At 56.8% G+C, this 19,134-nt stretch carries 21 protein-coding genes and 1 other RNA gene; 14 read left to right on the plus strand and 8 right to left on the minus strand.

Translation table 11 applies throughout. From position 1 onward, the window contains the following. The first annotated feature begins 69 nt into the window (after positions 1 to 69). The 8 genes from ACR0B3_RS07755 (at position 70) to ACR0B3_RS07790 (ending at position 8,997) form a co-directional block, all read left to right on the plus strand. Positions 70 to 288 (plus strand): DUF1127 domain-containing protein, encoded by a 219-nt coding sequence (locus ACR0B3_RS07755; RefSeq protein WP_480808556.1) that lies wholly within the window; start codon positions 70 to 72, stop codon positions 286 to 288. Between the two features lie 195 nt (positions 289 to 483). Beyond that, positions 484 to 1,221: a Bax inhibitor-1/YccA family protein gene (locus tag ACR0B3_RS07760; protein ID WP_170588520.1), complete on the plus strand. Its 738-nt coding sequence runs from the start codon at positions 484 to 486 to the stop codon at positions 1,219 to 1,221. Between the two features lie 523 nt (positions 1,222 to 1,744). Then, a complete protein-coding gene (locus ACR0B3_RS07765) occupies positions 1,745 to 2,839 on the plus strand; it encodes a LacI family DNA-binding transcriptional regulator (RefSeq protein WP_480808557.1) in 1,095 nt (364 codons plus the stop codon). Beyond that, positions 2,836 to 4,191: an extracellular solute-binding protein gene (locus tag ACR0B3_RS07770; RefSeq protein WP_170683292.1), complete on the plus strand. Its 1,356-nt coding sequence runs from the start codon at positions 2,836 to 2,838 to the stop codon at positions 4,189 to 4,191. Before ACR0B3_RS07765 ends, ACR0B3_RS07770 begins: the two co-directional genes overlap by 4 nt. Positions 4,192 to 4,248: 57 nt before the next feature. Then, positions 4,249 to 5,481: a carbohydrate ABC transporter permease gene (locus ACR0B3_RS07775; protein ID WP_170723557.1), complete on the plus strand. Its 1,233-nt coding sequence runs from the start codon at positions 4,249 to 4,251 to the stop codon at positions 5,479 to 5,481. Then, positions 5,481 to 6,689 carry a carbohydrate ABC transporter permease gene (locus ACR0B3_RS07780; protein ID WP_480808558.1) on the plus strand — a complete coding sequence of 403 codons (1,209 nt, stop codon included), beginning with the start codon at positions 5,481 to 5,483 and terminating at the stop codon, positions 6,687 to 6,689. Before ACR0B3_RS07775 ends, ACR0B3_RS07780 begins: the two co-directional genes overlap by 1 nt. A 5-nt stretch (positions 6,690 to 6,694) precedes the next feature. After that, positions 6,695 to 7,942: an MGH1-like glycoside hydrolase domain-containing protein gene (locus ACR0B3_RS07785; protein ID WP_480808559.1), complete on the plus strand. Its 1,248-nt coding sequence runs from the start codon at positions 6,695 to 6,697 to the stop codon at positions 7,940 to 7,942. Continuing rightward, positions 7,942 to 8,997 (plus strand): ABC transporter ATP-binding protein, encoded by a 1,056-nt coding sequence (locus ACR0B3_RS07790; RefSeq protein WP_480808560.1) that lies wholly within the window; start codon positions 7,942 to 7,944, stop codon positions 8,995 to 8,997. Before ACR0B3_RS07785 ends, ACR0B3_RS07790 begins: the two co-directional genes overlap by 1 nt. Before the next feature lie 116 nt (positions 8,998 to 9,113). Here ACR0B3_RS07790 and ACR0B3_RS07795 read toward each other — a convergent pair whose 3' ends face one another. Beyond that, complete coding sequence (locus tag ACR0B3_RS07795) at positions 9,114 to 9,620, minus strand: membrane lipoprotein lipid attachment site-containing protein (protein ID WP_480808561.1); 507 nt, start codon at positions 9,618 to 9,620, stop codon at positions 9,114 to 9,116. 223 nt (positions 9,621 to 9,843) lie between these two features. Beyond that, complete coding sequence (gene rpmG, locus ACR0B3_RS07800; RefSeq protein ID WP_010441901.1) at positions 9,844 to 10,011, minus strand: 50S ribosomal protein L33; 168 nt, start codon at positions 10,009 to 10,011, stop codon at positions 9,844 to 9,846. A gap of 377 nt (positions 10,012 to 10,388) precedes the next feature. Here rpmG and ACR0B3_RS07805 point away from each other — a divergent pair, with 377 nt between their 5' ends. After that, positions 10,389 to 10,721 (plus strand): GYD domain-containing protein, encoded by a 333-nt coding sequence (locus ACR0B3_RS07805; protein WP_170723560.1) that lies wholly within the window; start codon positions 10,389 to 10,391, stop codon positions 10,719 to 10,721. A 6-nt stretch (positions 10,722 to 10,727) separates the two neighbouring features. Here ACR0B3_RS07805 and rnpB read toward each other — a convergent pair. The 5 genes from rnpB to gatC form a co-directional block, all read right to left on the minus strand. Then, positions 10,728 to 11,121, minus strand: an RNA gene (gene rnpB / locus ACR0B3_RS07810) — RNase P RNA component class A. A 128-nt stretch (positions 11,122 to 11,249) separates the two neighbouring features. Next, positions 11,250 to 11,954, minus strand: a complete 705-nt coding sequence (locus ACR0B3_RS07815; protein WP_480808562.1) for an N-acetylmuramoyl-L-alanine amidase — start codon at positions 11,952 to 11,954, stop codon at positions 11,250 to 11,252. Then, complete coding sequence (locus ACR0B3_RS07820; protein WP_480808563.1) at positions 11,911 to 12,615, minus strand: hypothetical protein; 705 nt, start codon at positions 12,613 to 12,615, stop codon at positions 11,911 to 11,913. Before ACR0B3_RS07820 ends, ACR0B3_RS07815 begins: the two co-directional genes overlap by 44 nt. A gap of 41 nt (positions 12,616 to 12,656) precedes the next feature. After that, the gene (gene gatA, locus ACR0B3_RS07825; protein ID WP_480808564.1) at positions 12,657 to 14,144 is read right to left on the minus strand and encodes an Asp-tRNA(Asn)/Glu-tRNA(Gln) amidotransferase subunit GatA; all 1,488 of its coding nucleotides are present in this window, start codon (positions 14,142 to 14,144) and stop codon (positions 12,657 to 12,659) included. A gap of 3 nt (positions 14,145 to 14,147) precedes the next feature. Continuing rightward, complete coding sequence (gene gatC / locus ACR0B3_RS07830; RefSeq protein ID WP_480808565.1) at positions 14,148 to 14,435, minus strand: Asp-tRNA(Asn)/Glu-tRNA(Gln) amidotransferase subunit GatC; 288 nt, start codon at positions 14,433 to 14,435, stop codon at positions 14,148 to 14,150. Between the two features lie 224 nt (positions 14,436 to 14,659). Here gatC and ACR0B3_RS07835 point away from each other — a divergent pair, with 224 nt between their 5' ends. Next, positions 14,660 to 14,818, plus strand: coding sequence for a hypothetical protein (locus tag ACR0B3_RS07835; RefSeq protein WP_480808566.1), 159 nt, complete (start codon positions 14,660 to 14,662; stop codon positions 14,816 to 14,818). A gap of 153 nt (positions 14,819 to 14,971) precedes the next feature. Continuing rightward, positions 14,972 to 15,535, plus strand: coding sequence for a DUF4202 domain-containing protein (locus ACR0B3_RS07840; protein ID WP_480808567.1), 564 nt, complete (start codon positions 14,972 to 14,974; stop codon positions 15,533 to 15,535). Between the two features lie 29 nt (positions 15,536 to 15,564). On the opposite strand, the gene ACR0B3_RS07845 is transcribed toward ACR0B3_RS07840, so the two are convergent. Continuing rightward, entirely contained in the window at positions 15,565 to 16,248 is a 684-nt protein-coding gene (locus tag ACR0B3_RS07845) for a ceramidase domain-containing protein (protein ID WP_480808568.1), read from the minus strand. Between the two features lie 58 nt (positions 16,249 to 16,306). On the opposite strand from ACR0B3_RS07845, the gene ACR0B3_RS07850 reads away from it, so the two are divergent. From ACR0B3_RS07850 to ACR0B3_RS07860, 3 genes are read left to right on the plus strand one after another with little or no spacing between them, the layout of a single operon-like run. After that, positions 16,307 to 16,999, plus strand: a complete 693-nt coding sequence (locus ACR0B3_RS07850; RefSeq protein WP_480808569.1) for a metal-dependent hydrolase — start codon at positions 16,307 to 16,309, stop codon at positions 16,997 to 16,999. Next, positions 16,999 to 18,168 carry a M24 family metallopeptidase gene (locus ACR0B3_RS07855; protein WP_480808570.1) on the plus strand — a complete coding sequence of 390 codons (1,170 nt, stop codon included), beginning with the start codon at positions 16,999 to 17,001 and terminating at the stop codon, positions 18,166 to 18,168. The genes ACR0B3_RS07850 and ACR0B3_RS07855 overlap by 1 nt, the downstream gene beginning before the upstream one ends. Then, a complete protein-coding gene (locus ACR0B3_RS07860) occupies positions 18,165 to 19,133 on the plus strand; it encodes a nuclear transport factor 2 family protein (RefSeq protein ID WP_480808571.1) in 969 nt (322 codons plus the stop codon). Before ACR0B3_RS07855 ends, ACR0B3_RS07860 begins: the two co-directional genes overlap by 4 nt. The last annotated feature ends 1 nt before the right edge of the window (position 19,134 follow it).

Below are 19,134 nucleotides of genomic sequence, written 5' to 3' on the forward strand. Positions count from 1 at the left end.
CCCCATATAGATCAAGGAATTTGATTGAAGCACAGTGTTTCATCAAGCAACCAGGAAAGGGCAAGCGTTATGACCCATATAGCCATCTCAACCCCACGCCGCATCAAAGGCAAAGCACTTGGGACCAGGATACTTGACCTGCTTAGCCTCACACGACAGCGTCGCACATTGGCACAGCTTGATGATCGTGCGCTGGACGACATCGGGATTTCACGCTCAGATGCGCAAACCGAGGCTGCACGTCCGATCTGGGATGCACCGGAAAACTGGCACAAGCATCTGTATTAAATGAAAAATACTGGCGGCTTGGTGAATTTGACACCTAAGCCGCTAGTTTTTTGGCACCAGTCAGGAAAATTACTGACAGTTTTGCTGAGTTTCGGTCGTAAAACCCTTGAAACGAGGGCCACACTCTCCGATATTTACCGGGAAACCGGTCCGCAACCGTGGGCTGCGAACAGAATATTGAAGGGAGACCCTTAAATGGCACAATTCGACACGATCCGGACGGCGTCCGGCGCGCGCGCTGCCGAGATTGACGAGGGCCTGCGCGCCCATATGAACAAAGTCTACGGCACAATGTCCGTAGGTATGCTGATCACATTTGCTGTGGCGTGGGCCGTCGGGTCCAGCCCGCAACTGCTTTCGATCTTCCGCGATCCTGTTACGCTCAGCCCGAACATTCTGGGTTGGATTGTGATGTTTGCACCTCTGGCGATGGTGTTTGGCTTTGGCGCGGCTATCAACCGCTTGTCCGCAGCCGGTGCGCAGCTGTTCTTTTACGCGTTTGCGGCCGTCATGGGCCTATCGCTAAGCTGGATTTTCGTGGCCTTCACCGGCATCTCGATCGCGCAGGTATTTCTCGTGACCTCGATCGCCTTCGCGGGCTTGTCGCTTTATGGTTATGTAACCAAGAAAGACCTGTCCGGCATGGGCACCTTCCTGATGATGGGCGTGATTGGCCTGATCGTTGCGATGGTGATCAACATCTTCCTGCAGTCGCCTGCAATCATGTTTGCAGTGTCGATTCTGGGCGTGCTGATCTTTGCCGGCTTGACCGCGTATGACACGCAGAAGATCAAAACAACCTACCTGCAGATGGCCCATGCGGGCGATCAGGAGTGGCTGGGCAAAGCGGCCATCATGGGCGCGTTGAACCTGTATCTGGACTTCATCAACATGTTCATGTTCCTGCTGCAGCTTCTGGGGAACCGGGAATAAAGCCAACCCTTAATCGATCGATATTGCCCCGCTTGGCCCTGCGCTGAGCGGGGCTTTTTTATGCGCGCAATTCATTTCAGAAGGTCTTGCATCGGTTCATTCGCAATTCTTATTGAACGCAGCCGCTAACAAGTATTGGTAGCTCAGGCAAAGTGTGTGGGCGCAAGCTGGGTTCGCATGACCTCCAACAATCAATCAAAGCCAAGCCCCGCACTCGGCCAGCTACATCTTTGAAGCAAGAAACAACATTTGCCCTTTGCGTTTCTGATGGGCGCAGCGAGGCACGGCTAACAAGATTGAGCACCAGAATTCGCCCGAATCTAAAGGCGCACTGGCTGTTTTTTAGCCTTTTACGACAAGCGTGGAGTTCACGAACCGCCTAGTTCTAATGCGGCAGGCATCAAGAAAGTTGATTTTTTAATTGCCGAAACCGGTTTCGGAACGAACAAATGGAAACATGATGGCGAATCCCAGTCCCCAGCGGCCTCAATCAAGGCCACGGCACCTTTCCGGCCCCGGAAGGGTGAAACTGGATGAATTGGCCGAGCATCTAGGGCTTTCGAAAAGCACCGTGTCCCGGGCTTTGAACGGGTATACCGACATTTCGGAAGCCACACGAAAGCGGGTCGAGGTCACTGCGCGTAAGATGGGCTATCGCCCTCTAAGCCATGCCCAGGCGATTCGAACCGGACGGGTGCGCGCCATCGCAATGGTGATCAGCAGCGAAGAACCAGACGGGCATAACCCCTTTCTTCAGGACTTTCTTGCAGGCGCTTGTGAAGCTGCAAGTGCATCCGATTGGACTTTGACCATTTCCACTGCGCGGTCCGAAGAAGACATGCTGAACGTGCTGGGGCGACTTGTCGAAGAACACAAAGCCGATGGGTTCATCCTACCTCGGACCGAAGTCGACGACGCGCGCGTAAAATACCTTGAAGAGCTCAAGGTTCCATTCATCATGTTTGGGCGCACTCGATATGGGCAGCCCGCCGCGCAGGAAAATAACTCCTGGTTCGACATCTCGGGTGAAACGGCCATTCGCAATGCGTTCGAGCGCCTCGTCGAATTCGGCCATACACGCATCGGCTATGTCGGCAGCGATCCAAAATTCAACTACAGCCATTTACGCCGTGATGGCTATCTCGAAGGCCTCAAGGCTGCGGGTCTGACCTTTGATGCCGAACTGATCCGTGAAGGCGCCCGTACGCGCGAAGAAGGTGCGGTTGAGGCGCGTGCGCTTTTGAATTTGAAACGCCCACCGACGGCAATCATTTTTGCGACCGATCTCGCCGCACTCGGGTGCTATCCCGTTTGTGCCGATTTGGGCCTTGAGATTGGAAAAGACGTATCAATTCTGGGATATGACGGCATACCCGAATGCCAATATGTCAACCCCGGACTGACGACATTCAGTGTGGATTCCCAGCGCGCCGGTGAGCGCCTTGCAACCATGCTGATCCGCCAGGCGCGTGGAGAATCGTCCGCAGACCTGCGCGAACTTAGTGACGCCGTGTTGATTGCACGTGACTCCGACGGGCCTCCTCGGCTGACACCCGAGGAACTGGCTCAAAAAATCAATCTGTTCAACGATCATAAACGGGGAGGAAACCCACAATGAACCTTAAGACAAAAGCATCGCGACTGATGCTTGGAACATCGCTTGCGCTAGTTTTAACAGCGGTGTCAGCTCAGGCGGATACGATCCGTTTCTGGACCACAGAAGAACAGCCCGAGCGGCTGGCCAAACAACAGGAAATGGCCGACCAGTTCAAGGCTGAGACTGGTACCACGGTCGAAGTGATCCCGGTCACTGAAAGCGATCTGGGCACACGTGCCACAGCCGCGTTTGCTGCCGGGGACCTCCCGGATGTAGTTTATCATCCGTTGCAATACGCCCTACCCTGGGCCGAAGCGGGCATTCTGGACACCGAGGCCGCAACCGAGGTGATCGAAGAGCTGGGTGCTGACACTTTCGCCCCCGGTGCGCTTGGCATGGCAGCGTTCAATGGCGAAACCGCATCGGTGCCGGTTGATGGCTGGACGCAGATGGTCATCTATCGCAAGGACCTGTTCGACGACGCAGGTCTTGAAGCCCCGAACTCGTTCGCCAGTGTTGTTGCCGCACTGGACAAGCTGCACAATCCGCCTGAGATGTACGGTTTTGTTGCAGCCACCAAGGTGGACGAAAACTTTATGAGCCAGGTACTGGAACATGTGTTCCTCGCCAATGGAGTATCACCTGTCGGCGCGGATGGTTTCCAACCGCTTGATGAAGCTAAAACCACCGAGGTTCTGGACTTCTACAAAGCGATCTCAAAAGCCTCGCCTCCGGGTGAGCTGTTCTGGAAGCAATCGCGTGAGCTGTATTTCGATGGCAAAGCCGCGATGATTATCTGGTCGCCCTTCATTCTGGACGAATTGGCAGGCCTGCGCGACAGCGCCCCGCCGACCATCAATGATGATCCGACCTCGCGCGATCTGGCCTCCAAAACCGGCATCGTTACGAACTTCTCTGGCCCGTCTAACCCTGATGGCGCGGCTTGGGGCGACGTTCGTTACTTTGGAATCACGAACGACGCCGACACAGACGCGGCGATGGAGTTCGTGAAATTCGCCATGGACGACGGCTATACTCAAACACTGGCCATCGCACCCGAGGGCAAGTTCCCGGTCCGTCGCGGTAATGCTGACAACCCGACCGCGTTCTCGGAAGCTTGGGCAGAGCTGCCCGTTGGTGTGGACCGCAAAGCCCCGTTGGGCGAGCTGTATGATCAGGCGATGATCGATGAGATCGTCGGCGGTCTGGACGTGGCGCAGCGCTGGGGCGTTGCTGAAGGCCAGCTGGCTTTGGCGTCCAAAATGATCAACAGCCAGGCCATCAACCGGGTCGTGCGCCAATATATCGACGATGAAATCGATGCCGCCGCTGCAGTGGCCGCAATGAACGACGAGCTCGCGAAGGTTCAGTAACCTTGTGACACATGCAGCGGCGATTACGCCGCTGCACCCAACCCTTCGAGGTATCCCATGTCTTCGGCCACCCCACCGACAGGGACCGGGGCGTTAGCCAAACGCGAAGCGCGTTTGGCCTGGACGCTGCTGGCTCCGACCATCATCAGTGTGTCGCTGGTTGTGATCCTGCCATTGCTGGCGATCTTCTGGATCAGCTTCAAACCCTTCAACCTGTCCGACCTGCGCCCGCCTGCACCTGTGGTGCGTGAAAGCCTGCGCGGATCCGGCGACGATCTGCGGATCGAGTACCGGCTTCGGAACTCCAGTCAGGACATCGCCGTTACCGGTGTCACCCTGACCGACGTATTGCCTGACGGCGTTACTGCGCAAGAGGTGACAAGCCCTTGCATACTGGACGGGCAAAACCTGTTCTGCGATTTCGGCGACCTGGAAGGTGGCCAACGCGAGCGCATCCGTATCCCCGTTTCTGTAGACGGAGAACCGGATGAATTCGAAGACTTGATCGAAGGGTCTGAACCGGATTTGACCGGCAGTGGCCCCAGTGTGCTTACGAACTTTGAATTTAGCCTTGAAAACTATGCTCGCGTGTTCGACGGGGACGAGTTTTGGGGCGTGCTTTGGGTGACGCTGTTCTACACGGTGTTTGGCACGATCGGAGCCCTGTTGATGGGCTTGTTCGCAGCCTTGCTGTTGAACAAAAGCTTCAGGGGGCAAGGTTTCATACGGGGCCTCTACCTGTTCCCCTATGTGGCCCCGGTGATCGCTGTCGCCTTCACATGGGTTACCCTGTTCGATCCATTCTCGGGCTCGGCCAACGCGCTGTTGGTTCAGATGGGCCTGAGCAGCGAACCGATCAATTTCTTCGGCGAACGCCCCTTGGCATTGATCATGGTGACGGTGTTCGAGATCTGGCGCTATTTCCCGCTGTCCTTCCTGTTCATTCTGGCGCGGATGCAATCCATCGACTCCAGCATGTATGAAGCAGCCGATATGGATGGGGCCTCTCCCTTCCAGAAGTTCTGGCTGCTGAGCATCCCGCAATTGTTGGGCATCCTGTCGGTGCTGTTCCTGCTGCGCTTCATTTGGACGTTCAACAAGTTTGACGACATCTTCCTGCTGACCGGGGGCAACGCGGGCACCCGTACTCTGACCGTGAATGTCTATGAACAGGCCTTTGCGATTTCCAACATCGGTGCAGGCGCGGCAGTCGCGGTCGTGATCCTGATGTGCCTGATCGCATTCAGCTTCGTCTTCTTCCGCTTCATCAGCCGTGAGGAGGGTCTATGATGCGCAAAGGGTATATTACCGCCCCGCTTTTGGGTGCACTCTGGCTTGTGGTCATCGCGACTTCGGTTGCCATCACCATGTCATTCTCAACCGGCGCGGCATTCAGGCCGCAGGTCCTGCTCTGCCTGATTTGGGGGGCAGTGGCCGGTCTAGTCTATGTCCGCTTCCCGGCGCAACGCGCGCCGGCCCGTCTGGGCATTTCCGCGCTAATGGGTCTATCTTGTCTGACCAGTTTCGGCCCGGTTTTAATCGGTGCAGACACATCCTTGCAGGCGATGCTGGTGACCGTGATCGCAATTGCGGTTGTCATGCATCTGTCCATGGCCGCAATCCTGAAAGAGACACCATTCGGAGAGCTTACCCGCCATGAATACGAAGAGGCCGTGATCCGGTTCTGCACCGGCTTTGGCTATATCTTCTTCACCGCGATTGTGATCATCCCGTTCTATGTGATGGTGATGACCAGCCTTAAGTCGCAGCAAGCCCTGTTGCAGAACCCTCTGGATTTCTCGGTCGACCTGTCTCAAGGCTTTGAACTGTTCCGCAGCTATACCGAGCTGTTCCGGGATTTCAATTTCGGTACTTATCTTTGGACCTCGCTTTATGTCTCGGTCCTGACGGTGTTCATCACCCTGCTGTTCAGCGTGCCCGGTGCCTATGCTGTAGCGCGGTTCCGGTTCAAAGGGCAAAAGGCGTTCTCGCGCTCGATCCTGTTGATCTACATGGTGCCGATGATCGTTCTGGCGCTGCCGATCTATATCGCGTTTTCGCTGACCGGGCTGCGCAACTCGATCCTGGGCATTGTGATGATCTACCCGGTCACAACGATCCCAGTCGCGCTGTATATGCTGCAAGGTTACTTCCGCGGACTGCCAACTGAGGTGGAAGAGGCCGGCCTGATGGATGGGCTGTCGCGTATATCGGTGATCTGGAAGATCACTCTGCCGCTCAGCCTGCCTGCACTGGCCTCCGTATCGCTCTATGTCTTCATGATCGCCTGGAATGAGTTCCTGCTGGCCTTCATGCTGCTGGACGACCCATCGAAATTCACCCTGACCCGAGGTGTGACGATGCTGAACTCCTCGGAAATCCCCAGACAACACCTGATGGCTGGTGCGGTGATTGCCACTGTTCCGATCATGGCGCTGTTCCTGGGGCTTGAACGTTTCATGACCAAGGGCCTGACTGCAGGGTCCGTCAAAGGATGACCAAGATGAACCAACATACAAACCCTGACCGCGAGGCGCGCAACATTCTGGTTGCAAACGATCGCGGCGGATACACCATCCCAACTGAGGGGCTGTACCCCTATCAGTGGAATTGGGACAGCGCGATTGCAGCGCTTGGCTTTGCCGAGTTCGACATTGACCGGGCCTGGACCGAGATCGAAACGCTGTTCACGGGGCAATGGGACGACGGCATGGTGCCTCATATCCTGTTTCACAAAATCGATGATGGATATTTTCCTGGCCCAGATGTTTGGGGGGGCCTAGGTCCGATTCCGTCGTCGGGCATCATTCAACCCCCGGTGGCGGCGACGGTAGCGCGCAAAATTTGGGAAAACGACAACGCCGCAGGCGAAGATCGTGTTCGCGCTCTCTTTCCTGCCATGCTGGCCTGGCATCGATGGATAATGAAGTGGAGGCTCGATGACCATGGTGCCGTCTGTATTACGCACCCATGGGAAGCTGGGCGCGACAACGCACCGGATTGGGACAAGGCAATGGAGGCTGTCGATCCTTCTGGTGTCGGAGAATACAAGCGTCGGGATACCAGCCATGTCAACAGCGACGACCGACCGACCAAGTACGACTACGATCGCTATATCAAGCTTGTACAGATTGGTCGCGGGGTGAACTGGGATCAACAGAAGTTGCTCAGCCTGAACCCCCTTCGGGTCGCAGATCCCTCTATGACTTTCATCGCCTTACGCGCCGCGCGCGATCTTCTGGTGATCAGCGAAAAGCTTGGTATTGCAGCGGATGGGCTAAGCGAAGACATTCAAAAGCTCGATGCCGGCGCGCGGTCCTTGTGGAACGATGCGCTGAACTCATTCGACTCGCGCGATGCGCTGAAAGGCGAATGGGCTGAGAGCGTGTCAAACGCATCCTATCTTTGCTGGTATGCGGGCATCGACTCGCAGCCCATGCTTGAACGGTTGCAGGCGATACTTGAAAACGTGCCATATCCGGTTCCAAGCTATGACCCTTCGATGCCCAAATTCGACCAGCGCAGGTATTGGAGAGGCCCCTCGTGGGGCTTCATGAACATGCTGATCGGGTTTGGATTGGCTGATATGGGGCATCTGCCCGAAGCCGAAGCGCTACGTCAAAAAACAGCGCAATTGATCGCAACAAATGGCTTTGCGGAATACTACGATCCGCTCTCCGGCAGCCCCGCTGGCGGCAATTCATTCACCTGGACTGCAGCTGTATGGCTGCACTGGGCAGGGAGGAAATAATGGGTAGCATTGAACTGAAATCAGTCGAAAAGTGGTTCGGCTCGGCGCAGGTTATCAAGGGCGTTGACCTCAAGATCGATGAGGGCGAATTCATCGTCTTTGTGGGCCCCTCAGGCTGTGGCAAGTCCACGCTGCTGCGTATGATCGGCGGGCTTGAGGATATTTCGCGTGGATCGCTTTTGATCAATGAGAACGACGTCACGGATCATCCGCCTTCCAAACGCGGCCTGACAATGGTGTTCCAGTCCTATGCGCTGTATCCGCACCTGACGGTTGCTGAAAACATGGGCTTCTCGCTTAAGGTGGCCGGTGTTCCGAAGGCTGAGATCGCCGAGCAGGTCAACACGGCCGCCGAGGTCCTCAAACTGGGACCGTTCCTTGAACGTCGCCCCAAAGATCTGTCAGGTGGTCAGCGTCAGCGCGTTGCCATCGGTCGCTCCATCGTACGTGACCCAACGGCGTTTCTGTTCGACGAACCACTTTCGAACCTCGATGCTGCGCTTCGGGTCGAGATGCGCTACGAAATCGCCAAGCTACACCAGAATCTGAAGCGCACTATGATCTACGTGACGCACGATCAGGTCGAAGCGATGACTTTGGCTGATCGCATCGTGGTGCTGGAATACGGTAAGATCGCCCAAGTCGGCACGCCGCGCGAGTTGTATGAACGCCCTGCCAATCTGTTTGTGGCCCAGTTCATCGGCAGTCCGAAAATGAACATCCTGCCATGCACGACCCAAGGCAGCAGCTACTCACTGGAACACGGCAGAGGTGGAGACTTCGCCCGATCAGGCAATGCAACCAAGCTTGGAATTCGTCCTGAACACATACAGGTCGTGGCGGCCGGAGACGGGCAAAGCGATGGCATCATTGAGGTGATTGAGTATCTGGGCGCAGACACCTTCCTGATCGTTGATTGTGGCGTTGAAGACAAAGTGACGATACGTCTGAATGGAGATACAGACCTGGCGCCTGGGGAGAAGATCGGTTTGCAGTTCCCGACTGACAATCTCCATTTCTTTGATGAAAACGGGCAGGCGTTGATAGGGAACTAAGCCCAATCCCGGGCTCGCGCCGATGTTCGGTACGGCGTAAGAGCCGCGATAGTATCAAAAGAAAAAGCCCCCACCTTATCGGCGGGGGCTTAATTTATGCTTGAAGCAAGCTGCGATCAGCGGCAGTTCAGCGGAACCGCGAATCCCGAACTACGTTCGGACGAACCCTTGCGGAACACATCGCCGGCAGGCAAACAGCCGGTAAAACGTTCTGTTTGTTCACCAAAGGCCGACCCCACAGACGTATCAACCTTGGTCGAGTTGTTTTCGGTGCGAAGCACACCGTACAACTGACCGTTCACACCGACGGTGCTCAGGTACAGATTGGTGTCGCTACCCGAAAGCGGCACCGCATTCGCATCCGTACGACCGCCGTTATCTATCGCAACACCCGCCAGCTTGTCAGCGCCAGCTTTGTCCGAAGTAACCTGAGTCGTCGGCAGTTTGGCCAACTCGGCAGGAATGTTTGTTTCGGGCGGCAAGAAGGCTACGGCACCTTTGACATCGGACACCGTGCGCGGTTCACCATCGATCCCGGTGAAACCAACACCTTCGCGGTTAAACGGGTCTTCACAGGCTGACAACGTCAGAACAGCAAGAGCAGGCAATAAGATTTTTTTCATGGCGGTCAACATTTTGGAAAGGTTACCTCAAGCGTAGCGGCAGGCTGCCCGAAAAAGCAAGATGGCCGGGCTTAGAAGGGTCAAAAGGCTGATGCGCCCATGCAACGCCCGCGATAGGCGAGTTGCGCGGCCACTTGTGACATTATGGGCGAACTACTTCGGGCAACAAAAAAGGACCCTGCGCACGCAGAGTCCTCTTAAGCGTTCTAACAAGAAAGGCAGATTACTTGATCTTACCTTCTTTGTACTCGACATGTTTCCGAGCAACCGGGTCGTATTTACGAATGGTCATTTTCTCGGTCATGGTGCGTGCATTCTTCTTGGTCACGTAGAAGTGGCCCGTGCCCGCGGTCGAGTTCAGACGGATCTTGATTGTCGTCGGCTTCGCCATGGTTATCTCCTGCGTCCGAAAAGGCAGGGGCCTTTCGGTTGAATTCCTATGAGCGTGCGCTTTTAACTGCTCAAGCGCCCAAGTCAACCGGATTCGCCGCGTCGGGGAACAATTCCTGACATGGATTCAAGAGCAGACGATTTGGTACGCTCACGATTCTGTGATAGGGTCGCCCAACCTTCGAAAGCCGCTTCGCGGATAGAGGTAATATCAGGTCGGATAAGAATTCCGGCAGCCAACACCACTCACACCAATAAGTACGCCCGGTTGACCACCATTCCGGGATTTTTCGATTTGCGCGCAATCATGCACGCGGCCCGGCCACGGGGGCGGCCGGTCTAAAGGCTCCTGATGAACTGTAACCATGGGAGATTAATATGCCTGTTTTCATCACTTACGCTTCTTATTCGCAAGATGGGGTTAAAGGAATGTTGGCGAAGCCGGAAGATCGCACCGGGCCCGTCAAGGCCTTGCTTGAGAAAGCAGGCGGCAAACTTATCTCTTTTTACATTACCACCGGAGGCAACGATGTCGTCGTTATCAGCGAACTGCCTGAAGGCAGCGATGCTGTGGCGATTGGCATGGCCGTCGTGGGTACGGGTGCTGTTGCTAGGATCGAGACCGTTCGTGCATGGTCCGCCCAAGAGTTTGTTGCCGTCGCCGAGAAGGCGGCCGCACTCGGTGGCACATACACACCGCCGGGTGGGTAACAGGATATGCGCGGAGGGCCTGTAAGCCGGATCCTGTTCCAGGGTTTCCCCTTTCGATGACCATTCCTCTAGGCCGTGCATTGCTGCGCGGCTCAAGCTGCCAACCCGGTCCCTCTCGGCCAAGGCGTGCCTAGCGGCGGTATCGGTTTGCACCGACCGGCCCGCGCGGGGACCCTATTCGGCATTGCTCCCGGTGGGGCTTGCCGTGCCGCCACTGTTGCCAGCGGCGCGGTGGGCTCTTACCCCACCGTTTCACCCTTGCCACACGTGTGTGGCGGTCTGATTTCTGTGGCGCTTTCCGTCGGGTTTCCCCGCCCGGGCGTTACCCGGCACCGTTGCCTTGTGGAGTCCGGACTTTCCTCTCGGGCCTTACGACCCCAGCGGCCATCCGGCCCTCCGCGCGAGGGCTGGGTAGGCGTTGGATCAGGCGACGTCAAGGGTGGAGAGGGTTCGGAAGGGGCCAGCCCCCTCTTGGCCTGCGGCCAATTCATCCCCGGGATATTTTTGGCCAGATGAAGAGGATCAGGTTCACATGGGGGTGTGGCCAAGCGGAGAAAAATCTTCGGGTGCAAGTGTGCCCATGCCCCAAGGGCGGTATCTCAGGCGTACCGCCGCAAGGAGAGTCTCGTCATCCACCTCGGCTGTGAAGCCCGCGTCACGGGCCAAAGCACGGAAAACATCTTTTGAGGCGTCAGTCGGCCCTGCGTCATGGCCCCGGCTTGCGGCCAAACCTTGTCGCTCCAGTCTCTGCCAATCGAAGCGCGGGCCCGGGTCTGATTTGCGGCCTGGAGCCATGTCCGAATGACCAATCACACCAGCAGATGGAATGGACCAGCGCGTCATGATCCCGGGAAGCAAGGCGTCCAACGTCGCAAGTTGCGGTTCGGAGAAGGGGTGCGAACCAGCATTGTCCAGCTCGATCCCGATGGAGCGGGAGTTGATATCAGTTTGCCCATGCCACTCCCCTGCCCCGGCATGCCAAGCGCGGTCGTCTTCGCGGACGAGCTGCCAGAGTGTGCCATCGTTGCCAACAAGGTAGTGGGCAGAGACTTCGGGACCGGGATCGCAGAGGCGTTCAAGCGCTGCTGAGGCGCTCTCCATCGCGGTGTAGTGCAATACGATCAGCGTAGGCTTCAGCCCATCCCTTCGGGGGCCGAAATTGGGGGACGGATGCCAGATCGGCGCGAGATCAGTTGTTGACGGCACTGCGGAACGGGCTGGGATCCCAGCCACAGGCATAGCCGTCGCCGTCCGGGTCCAGCCCCTTGCGATCACGCTGAGGGCCGCCGCTCGACAGGAACTCGATCTGGGCCTGATCGGGTGAAGCGAATTGTGCGCAGTTGCGTTGTGCCTTGGCCTGCAGGTTAAACCCGGCCCGGCTGTAGAGCTGGGTACCGACAGGGTTCGACGTGTTCAGAGCATATTGCACGATATTGGGTTGCCCGTCAGAGCCACGCTCGGGCACGGCGGTGGGGGCGACGACCTCATAGGTCTGCCGATTCTGTTCGATACGGGCGGCGTCGGCGTCGATGCTGCGACGGTTCGAGACGGCCTCAAAATCCTGCTCGTCCGAAATACCGGTGTTATCAGACGCCGTCAGAGGCGCGACACGCGTCTCCTGATCGGATGTATTCGCCAAGGCAATAGCCGTCTGATTGGCGATGTCAGAGGCATCGCCTGTTGGTGCGCCACCAACAGTTCCCTGCGCCGAGAGCGGTTGTTCCGAAATTGCCTCGGGTGGCGCAAGCGGGTTGCCTGCGAGGCCCTGCCCAGCTAGTTCGGCCTCGCGCTGTGCCTGATATTCCGGCGTATTGAAACCGGTCCCCGAAACCGGGGTAACGGTATCACAGGCCGCGATCAGCCCAAGGGCTGGGATCAGAAGCAATTTGCGCATTCCGCCGCTCCGGTTCTTTGTTGCCGTGTCAGGTTTGAGGATTACCACCATTTTCCGGGCTTGGCCACAAACCCCGCCGCGCTTTCCAGCGCGTAGGCGGTGTTGAGCAGTTCACCTTCGTCCCAGGGGCGACCAATCAATTGCAGACCCAGAGGCAAGCCCTGTTTGTCCAGACCAGCAGGCACTGAGATGCCGGGCAAACCAGCGAGGTTCACGGTCACGGTAAACACATCATTCAGGTACATCTGAACCGGATCAGCTTCGGTCATCTCACCCAAGCCGAACGAAGCCGACGGCGTTGCCGGCGTCAGGATCGCGTCAACGCCTGCGGCGAAGACATCTTCGAAGTCCTTCTTGATCAGGGTGCGGACCTTGCGGGCGCGGTTGTAATAGGCATCATAGAAGCCCGCAGATAGCACATAGGTGCCGATCATCACTCGGCGCTGGACTTCGTGGCCAAAGCCTTCTGCGCGAGTCTTTTCGTACATTTCGGTGATGCCATCGCCCTGCGCCAACTGTGCACGGCGGCCATAGCGAACGCCATCATAGCGGGCTAGGTTCGACGAAGCTTCGGCCGGAGCGATCACGTAGTAGGCTGGCAGCGCGTATTTGGTGTGCGGTAGCGAGATATCAACGATCTCGGCCCCTGCATCTTTCAGCATTGCAGCGCCATCAGCCCAAAGCTTTTCGATCTCGGCAGGCATGCCGTCCATGCGGTATTCCTTGGGGATACCGATTTTCTTGCCTTTGATATCACCGGTTAGCATCGCCTCAAAATTTGGCACAGCCAGTTCGGCGCTCGTGGAATCCTTGGGGTCATTACCACACATGGTTTCCAGCATTATCGCCGCGTCGCGCACGTTCTTGGTCATCGGACCGGCCTGATCCAGCGAAGACGCAAACGCCACAATACCCCAACGCGAGCAACGCCCATAGGTTGGCTTGATGCCGGTGATCCCAACAAAGGCAGCCGGCTGGCGGATCGAACCGCCGGTATCGGTGCCGGTCGCCGCCAGACACAGGTCAGCAGAGACAGCCGAGGCTGAGCCACCGGACGAGCCGCCGGGCGTCAGCTGCGCATCGTCATTGCCGCGCCGCCACGGGCTGACGGCGTTGCCGTAGACAGAGGTTTCATTGGACGAGCCCATGGCGAATTCGTCCATGTTCAGCTTGCCCAGCATCACGGCACCGGCATCAGCCAATTGCTGCGACACGGTGGATTCGTATTCGGGTTTGAAACCCTCGAGAATCTTCGAGGCCGCTTGCGAAGGCACGCCTTTGGTGCAGAACAGGTCCTTGATGCCAATCGGCAGGCCGCACATCGAAGGCGCGTCGCCGCCTTTGATACGCTCATCCGCCGCCTTGGCGCGCTCCAGCGCGATCTCGGGCGTTTTATGGACGAAAGCGTTCAGCGCGTCGGCGTCATCAATTGCTTTCAGGCAAGCCTCGGTCAGTTCAACGGATGTGACTTCTTTGGCACGCAGCGCATCGCGGGCTTCGGCCAGGCCCAGTTTGTTCAGTTCGCTCATGACTTACTCCACAACTTTGGGAACAGCGAAGAACCCTTCGCGCGCATCGGGGGCGTTGGACAAAACCTTGTCCTGCTGGTTTCCATCGGTGACCACGTCCTGACGACGTTTCAGGCGCATCGGCTCAACCGAGACCATTGGCTCGACGCCGTCGACATCCACATCGTTCAGTTGCTCGATAAACCCGAGGATATTGTTGAACTCGGACGCCAGCGCAGGCAGCGCGTCATCCTCGACCTTGATCCGGGCCAGTTTGGCCACCTTGGCGGCGGTGCTTTGGTCAATCGACATCGGAAACCCTCATCTACGTTAGGGGGCGTTTACCTGTCTGCCGCAGCACTCGCAAGAGCGACAGGTTGAAGACATTGCATCAAACCAACGATCACAACCAGCCATACAAATTTGAATGCCTGATATACATGTTAGTAAACTAATTAGTTCAGGTTGAGCATTGAAATACTGAACCGGACAGTTCACCTCAATATCGTGACGAAACGTGAAATCGGAGACATCTCATGAAAACCCTTTTTCCTGCCTTCATCTTGTCCGCTCTGATCCTGACCTCGCCTGCCCTGGCTCTGGGTATTGATATGAGCAACTTGACCCGGAACCTGAGCTTCCCCACACCTGTTTCGGAACCCGTAACCAAGGACCACACCCGGGTAGGCAAATAATCCTGACCCGAACGCCGGATCGGTTTCCCCCTCCCGATCCGGCGCTTTTTACAATTGGCTGCTGCACCCAATCCAACAACCCGTTAGCATGATCATGAAACTTATGCCGAACCACCCGTCAGGTGCCGTTCAGGCGAGCTAACGGAGCAGAGAATGAGCATACGCAAGCAGACCGTTCTGGACGCGATTGACGCAGCAAATGCGCAGGATCCCAATATCGAGGATGGCCAGCCGGTAGAGCTGCTCTATGGCCAACGCATGAGCGCCGAGCTGGATCGGCTGTTTCCCGACGCGTCGGACGCTTTGCAAATTGCCGCACGTGGCCAGCATGTGGAACGCTGGAAGCTGAAGCGCACCGAATACCCCGAAGGACGCGCGGGATATCTGGCCTGGCGGAAGGCCCAAGGCGTCTATCACGCGGATGTTGTCCAGGGTTTCATGGAACTGGCCGAATACAGTGCGGACGACATCGAAGCCGTAGGTCAGATGCTGCGCAAGCAGGGAATCAAGCGCAACGCTGAGGTTCAGGCGCTTGAGGACGTGATCTGTTTCGTTTTCCTGAAATGGTACTTTGCACCTTTTGCTGCCAAGCATTCCGACGAAAAAGTTCAACGCATCGTCGAAAAAACAGCTTTGAAGATGTCAGCAGAAGGCCGCGCCCACGTTCTGGAAGAGTTTGATCTGCCCGAGGCATTGGCTGCTGCGTTCAGGAATTAACCACCAGAATGACGCTTAGGCGATTCTGTTCAGTATCCTGACTCTACGGCCGCCACTGTCTCGGCAGGAGGGTTTCGGATCGCCCGTAGATAAACCTCGATCATCCAGCCCAGCATGATGGCGTTCAGGATATGCCACATGAAATGTGTTCCCATCGGCAGGTGCCCACATATCGGCTCATCCAGTGAGCGGAACGTGATCGAGGCGATCAGGATTCCTGCCCCGATGGCCAGTCCTCGGGCCGTATCCGGCGCCTTCTGCCGCAACAGGACGGCGTAGATCAGGATCAACAGGGGAACCGGGGCATAAGCTGCCGAGCCTCCAAGCCCAGGCACCAATTGAAATACAGGGATCGTCAACGCTGCATAGGGTAGGAATAGTGCCGTCAGCCCAGCCGCGAATATTGGCCTCATACCCCAGATGTCGCGATTCACCGCGTAGATGTAGACAAGAATGTACATCAATATTGGCGTAACATCTGCAATTGCGGCCCAAACCTGCGCATGGGTATGAAACAGATAGCTGCCAATGCCGATGATCGCGAGGATCATAATCAAAGCCATCGCCAAGTGCGCGCCATGCCCGCGCACCCTGCGCCACATCACAAATGCCGCGATCAGAAACGCTGCATTGGTGACCGCGTTTATCGGTTCGGCCCAGTAAGCGGGCGAGAGCCGCTCACAATACCCATCAACATACTGCGTCCAATCCATGGATTTTTACATAGCCGATGCTAGGCTGACTCCAAGCAGAAAATTGGGAGGAATCTTCATGGAAATCATTTGGCTGGGACATGGCAGCTTTCGTATTGAAACCGCAGGCCAAGTTCTGCTGATCGATCCCTGGCTAACGGGAAACCCGTCGCTAACCGAAGATCAGCATGACGCAGCCGTTGCGGGTGCCACACATATCCTGTTGACCCATACCCACTTTGACCACGTCGTCGATGTGCTGCCACTGGCCAAACAATTGAGTATTCCAGTGATCGGACAATACGACCTCATGGGATACTGGGCCGAAGCTGAGGGGATCGAAACTGTTGGTTTCAACAAAGGTGGCACTGTTGACCTGAATGGCGTGAAGGTTTCGATGGTCCCTGCCTCTCACAGTTCAACTTTTGCGACTCCGGATGGTCTACGTACGGGCGGGACTGAGGTCGGCTATATGATCGCGTCTGAGGATCACGTGCTTTACCTCTCTGGCGATACTGACATCATGGCAGATATGGAGTGGATGGGAGATTACTACAAACCCGATATCGGCATATTGTCGGCGGGCGGTCACTTTACCATGGATATGAAAGGCGCGGCCTACGCAGCCAAGCGGTATTTTGATTTCAAGACCGTGATCCCTTGCCACTACAAGACCTTTCCAATTCTGGAACAATCGGCTCAGGCTTTGGTCGACGGGCTACCCGGCGTCGATGTAATCGAACCTGAGGTCATGCAGGCGATCTCTCTCTGATGCCCGCCTCGGATTTCGGCGCGCAGGAATACGCTGACCGCATCAGCAAAACCCGCATCGCAATGGATCAGCAGGGCATCGAGACCTTGCTGATCACTGACCCGTCGAACATGGCGTGGCTCACCGGTTATGACGGGTGGAGCTTTTACGTTCCGCAGATGGTAATCCTGCCTGCCAAAGGTTCACCCCTTTGGTGGGGTCGGACGCAGGACAAGGCAGGCGCAGCACAGACAACATGGCTGGAAGCGTCCGATTTGCTGGATTGGCCAGAGGAGCACGTGCAGCACCCGGATCACCATCCGGTCGATTCGCTTGTGCTTGCACTACGCGAGCGCGGCTGGACCTCTGGGTTGGGTGCCGAGATGGATAACTATTACTACTCAGCCACCAGCCACCGTATTCTTGAACGCGCTTTTGGGTCTTTGATCGACGCCACCGGTCTGGTGAACTGGCAGCGTGCCGTCAAAAGCGACGCTGAGATTGGAATGATGCGAAAAGCGGGTCGGTTGACCGCGCACATGCACGGCGTCCTGCGCGGCGCGTTTCGTGAAGGCCTGCCCAAAAATCAGCTGGTTGCCGAAGTGCAGGCAGCAGGCATTGCAGGACTTCCCGGCCTTGCTGGGGACTATCCAGCGATCGTGCCGATTGCGCCGTCGGGCCACGAAGCATCGGCCTCGCACATTACTTGGAATGACAGGCCTTTGGCCCGTGATGAGGCGTCTTATTTTGAGATTTCTGGTTGCTATCGCCGATATCACTGTCCAGCCAGTCGCAGCCTCTATCTCGGTGATCCGCCCGACGATATCCGCCGAGCTGAAGTCGCCGTTCTAACGGCCATCGATGACACAATGACCGCAGCGCGACCTGGCACCACCTGCGAAGAAGTGGCGGCCTGTGTTTACGACAGCTTTGCCCGCGCTGGATACGTCAAAGCCAACCGCACCGGCTATCCGATCGGGCTCAGCTATCCACCCGACTGGGGCGAGCGCACGATGAGCCTGCGACCGGGTGACAAAACAGGGCTGCAGGAAAACATGACGTTTCATCTGATGCCCGGCCTGTGGACTCCGGACTGGGGGTTGGCAATCACCGAGAGCTTTGTGGTGACGAAGGGTGGAGGCCAGCCTCTGGCTGACATCCCACGCGAAATGGTGGTGAAACCCTTATGAACCAGCCGATCCGCCCTTCACCAGAATTGATCGCAGTTGTGCGACGGTGGAACGACGCGGTTCTTGGCAAGGACAGCGCGGCGCTGTTCAACATGCTGTCGACTTCAGAACATCTGCGATATCAGGGCTCGGCAGAAGGCGAGTTCTGGTCTGGCTCTTTGTTTCGCAAAGGTTTTCCCGATCACGTAGCCGAAATTCCCGAATTTGAATGGCAGGAACACAGTTTGGAGGCGTTTGAATGCGGCGCCATCGGCTGGGCCAATTGCGCAGCCACGTTGCACTTTGCCGGCAATCAGAGGGCGATGGTGCACCGCTTCACCTTTATCCTGCATCTGGAAGACGGCGTCTGGAAAATGGTGCACTGCCACGTGTCCAATCCAGTACCCAACTTTGAGAAAATGGGTGTCGAGCACAAAGCACTGGATGCTCTGGTCGCAGCCGCGCGTGACGGGTTTCATCAGGACCAGCGCGAAGGCATGGCTTCGGTCATGTTCACTGACATCGCCAACTCTTCGGCAATTGCTGAAAAGCTGGGTGACCGAGTGTGGGCTGAAGCAATTCAAAAACACTTGGAATTGGCTCGTGAAGTCATCGAAGCGCAAAGTGGAACGCTGGTGAAATCGCTGGGTGATGGAACCATGTCCAGCTTCTCTTCGGCGCGGGCGGCGCTGATGGCCGCCGCCGACCTGCAGCGACGCAACGCAACAGAACAGAGCGAGCCGCCCCTGCGGATTCGTGTCGGCATACATACAGGGGATGTAATCCAAACCGATGACGATTTCTTTGGAACGGTGGTGAACAAGGCCGCGAGAGTCGCGGCATCCGCCGCACCGGGAGATATCTGTTTATCTGATGCGACCCAACTTTTGGTAGATGGGCAAGATGACTTAACCTTTGGCGGGCCAAGATCGGTTTCGTTGAAAGGTTTGCCCGGCAATCACACAGTCTACAGCCTGAAATGGTAGC

This window comes from Ruegeria sp. CE9, from assembly GCF_056537425.1.

Coding starts and splice junctions, on each gene's coding strand:
- ACR0B3_RS07755 (WP_480808556.1), top strand. CDS start 70: ATGACCCATATAGCCATCTCAACCCCACGCCGCATCAAAGGCAAAGCA.
- ACR0B3_RS07760 (WP_170588520.1), top strand. CDS start 484: ATGGCACAATTCGACACGATCCGGACGGCGTCCGGCGCGCGCGCTGCC.
- ACR0B3_RS07770 (WP_170683292.1), top strand. CDS start 2,836: ATGAACCTTAAGACAAAAGCATCGCGACTGATGCTTGGAACATCGCTT.
- ACR0B3_RS07775 (WP_170723557.1), top strand. CDS start 4,249: ATGTCTTCGGCCACCCCACCGACAGGGACCGGGGCGTTAGCCAAACGC.
- ACR0B3_RS07780 (WP_480808558.1), top strand. CDS start 5,481: ATGCGCAAAGGGTATATTACCGCCCCGCTTTTGGGTGCACTCTGGCTT.
- ACR0B3_RS07785 (WP_480808559.1), top strand. CDS start 6,695: ATGAACCAACATACAAACCCTGACCGCGAGGCGCGCAACATTCTGGTT.
- ACR0B3_RS07790 (WP_480808560.1), top strand. CDS start 7,942: ATGGGTAGCATTGAACTGAAATCAGTCGAAAAGTGGTTCGGCTCGGCG.
- ACR0B3_RS07795 (WP_480808561.1), bottom strand. CDS start 9,620: ATGAAAAAAATCTTATTGCCTGCTCTTGCTGTTCTGACGTTGTCAGCC.
- rpmG (WP_010441901.1), bottom strand. CDS start 10,011: ATGGCGAAGCCGACGACAATCAAGATCCGTCTGAACTCGACCGCGGGC.
- ACR0B3_RS07805 (WP_170723560.1), top strand. CDS start 10,389: ATGCCTGTTTTCATCACTTACGCTTCTTATTCGCAAGATGGGGTTAAA.
- ACR0B3_RS07820 (WP_480808563.1), bottom strand. CDS start 12,615: ATGCGCAAATTGCTTCTGATCCCAGCCCTTGGGCTGATCGCGGCCTGT.
- gatA (WP_480808564.1), bottom strand. CDS start 14,144: ATGAGCGAACTGAACAAACTGGGCCTGGCCGAAGCCCGCGATGCGCTG.
- gatC (WP_480808565.1), bottom strand. CDS start 14,435: ATGTCGATTGACCAAAGCACCGCCGCCAAGGTGGCCAAACTGGCCCGG.
- ACR0B3_RS07835 (WP_480808566.1), top strand. CDS start 14,660: ATGAAAACCCTTTTTCCTGCCTTCATCTTGTCCGCTCTGATCCTGACC.
- ACR0B3_RS07840 (WP_480808567.1), top strand. CDS start 14,972: ATGAGCATACGCAAGCAGACCGTTCTGGACGCGATTGACGCAGCAAAT.
- ACR0B3_RS07845 (WP_480808568.1), bottom strand. CDS start 16,248: ATGGATTGGACGCAGTATGTTGATGGGTATTGTGAGCGGCTCTCGCCC.
- ACR0B3_RS07850 (WP_480808569.1), top strand. CDS start 16,307: ATGGAAATCATTTGGCTGGGACATGGCAGCTTTCGTATTGAAACCGCA.
- ACR0B3_RS07855 (WP_480808570.1), top strand. CDS start 16,999: ATGCCCGCCTCGGATTTCGGCGCGCAGGAATACGCTGACCGCATCAGC.
- ACR0B3_RS07860 (WP_480808571.1), top strand. CDS start 18,165: ATGAACCAGCCGATCCGCCCTTCACCAGAATTGATCGCAGTTGTGCGA.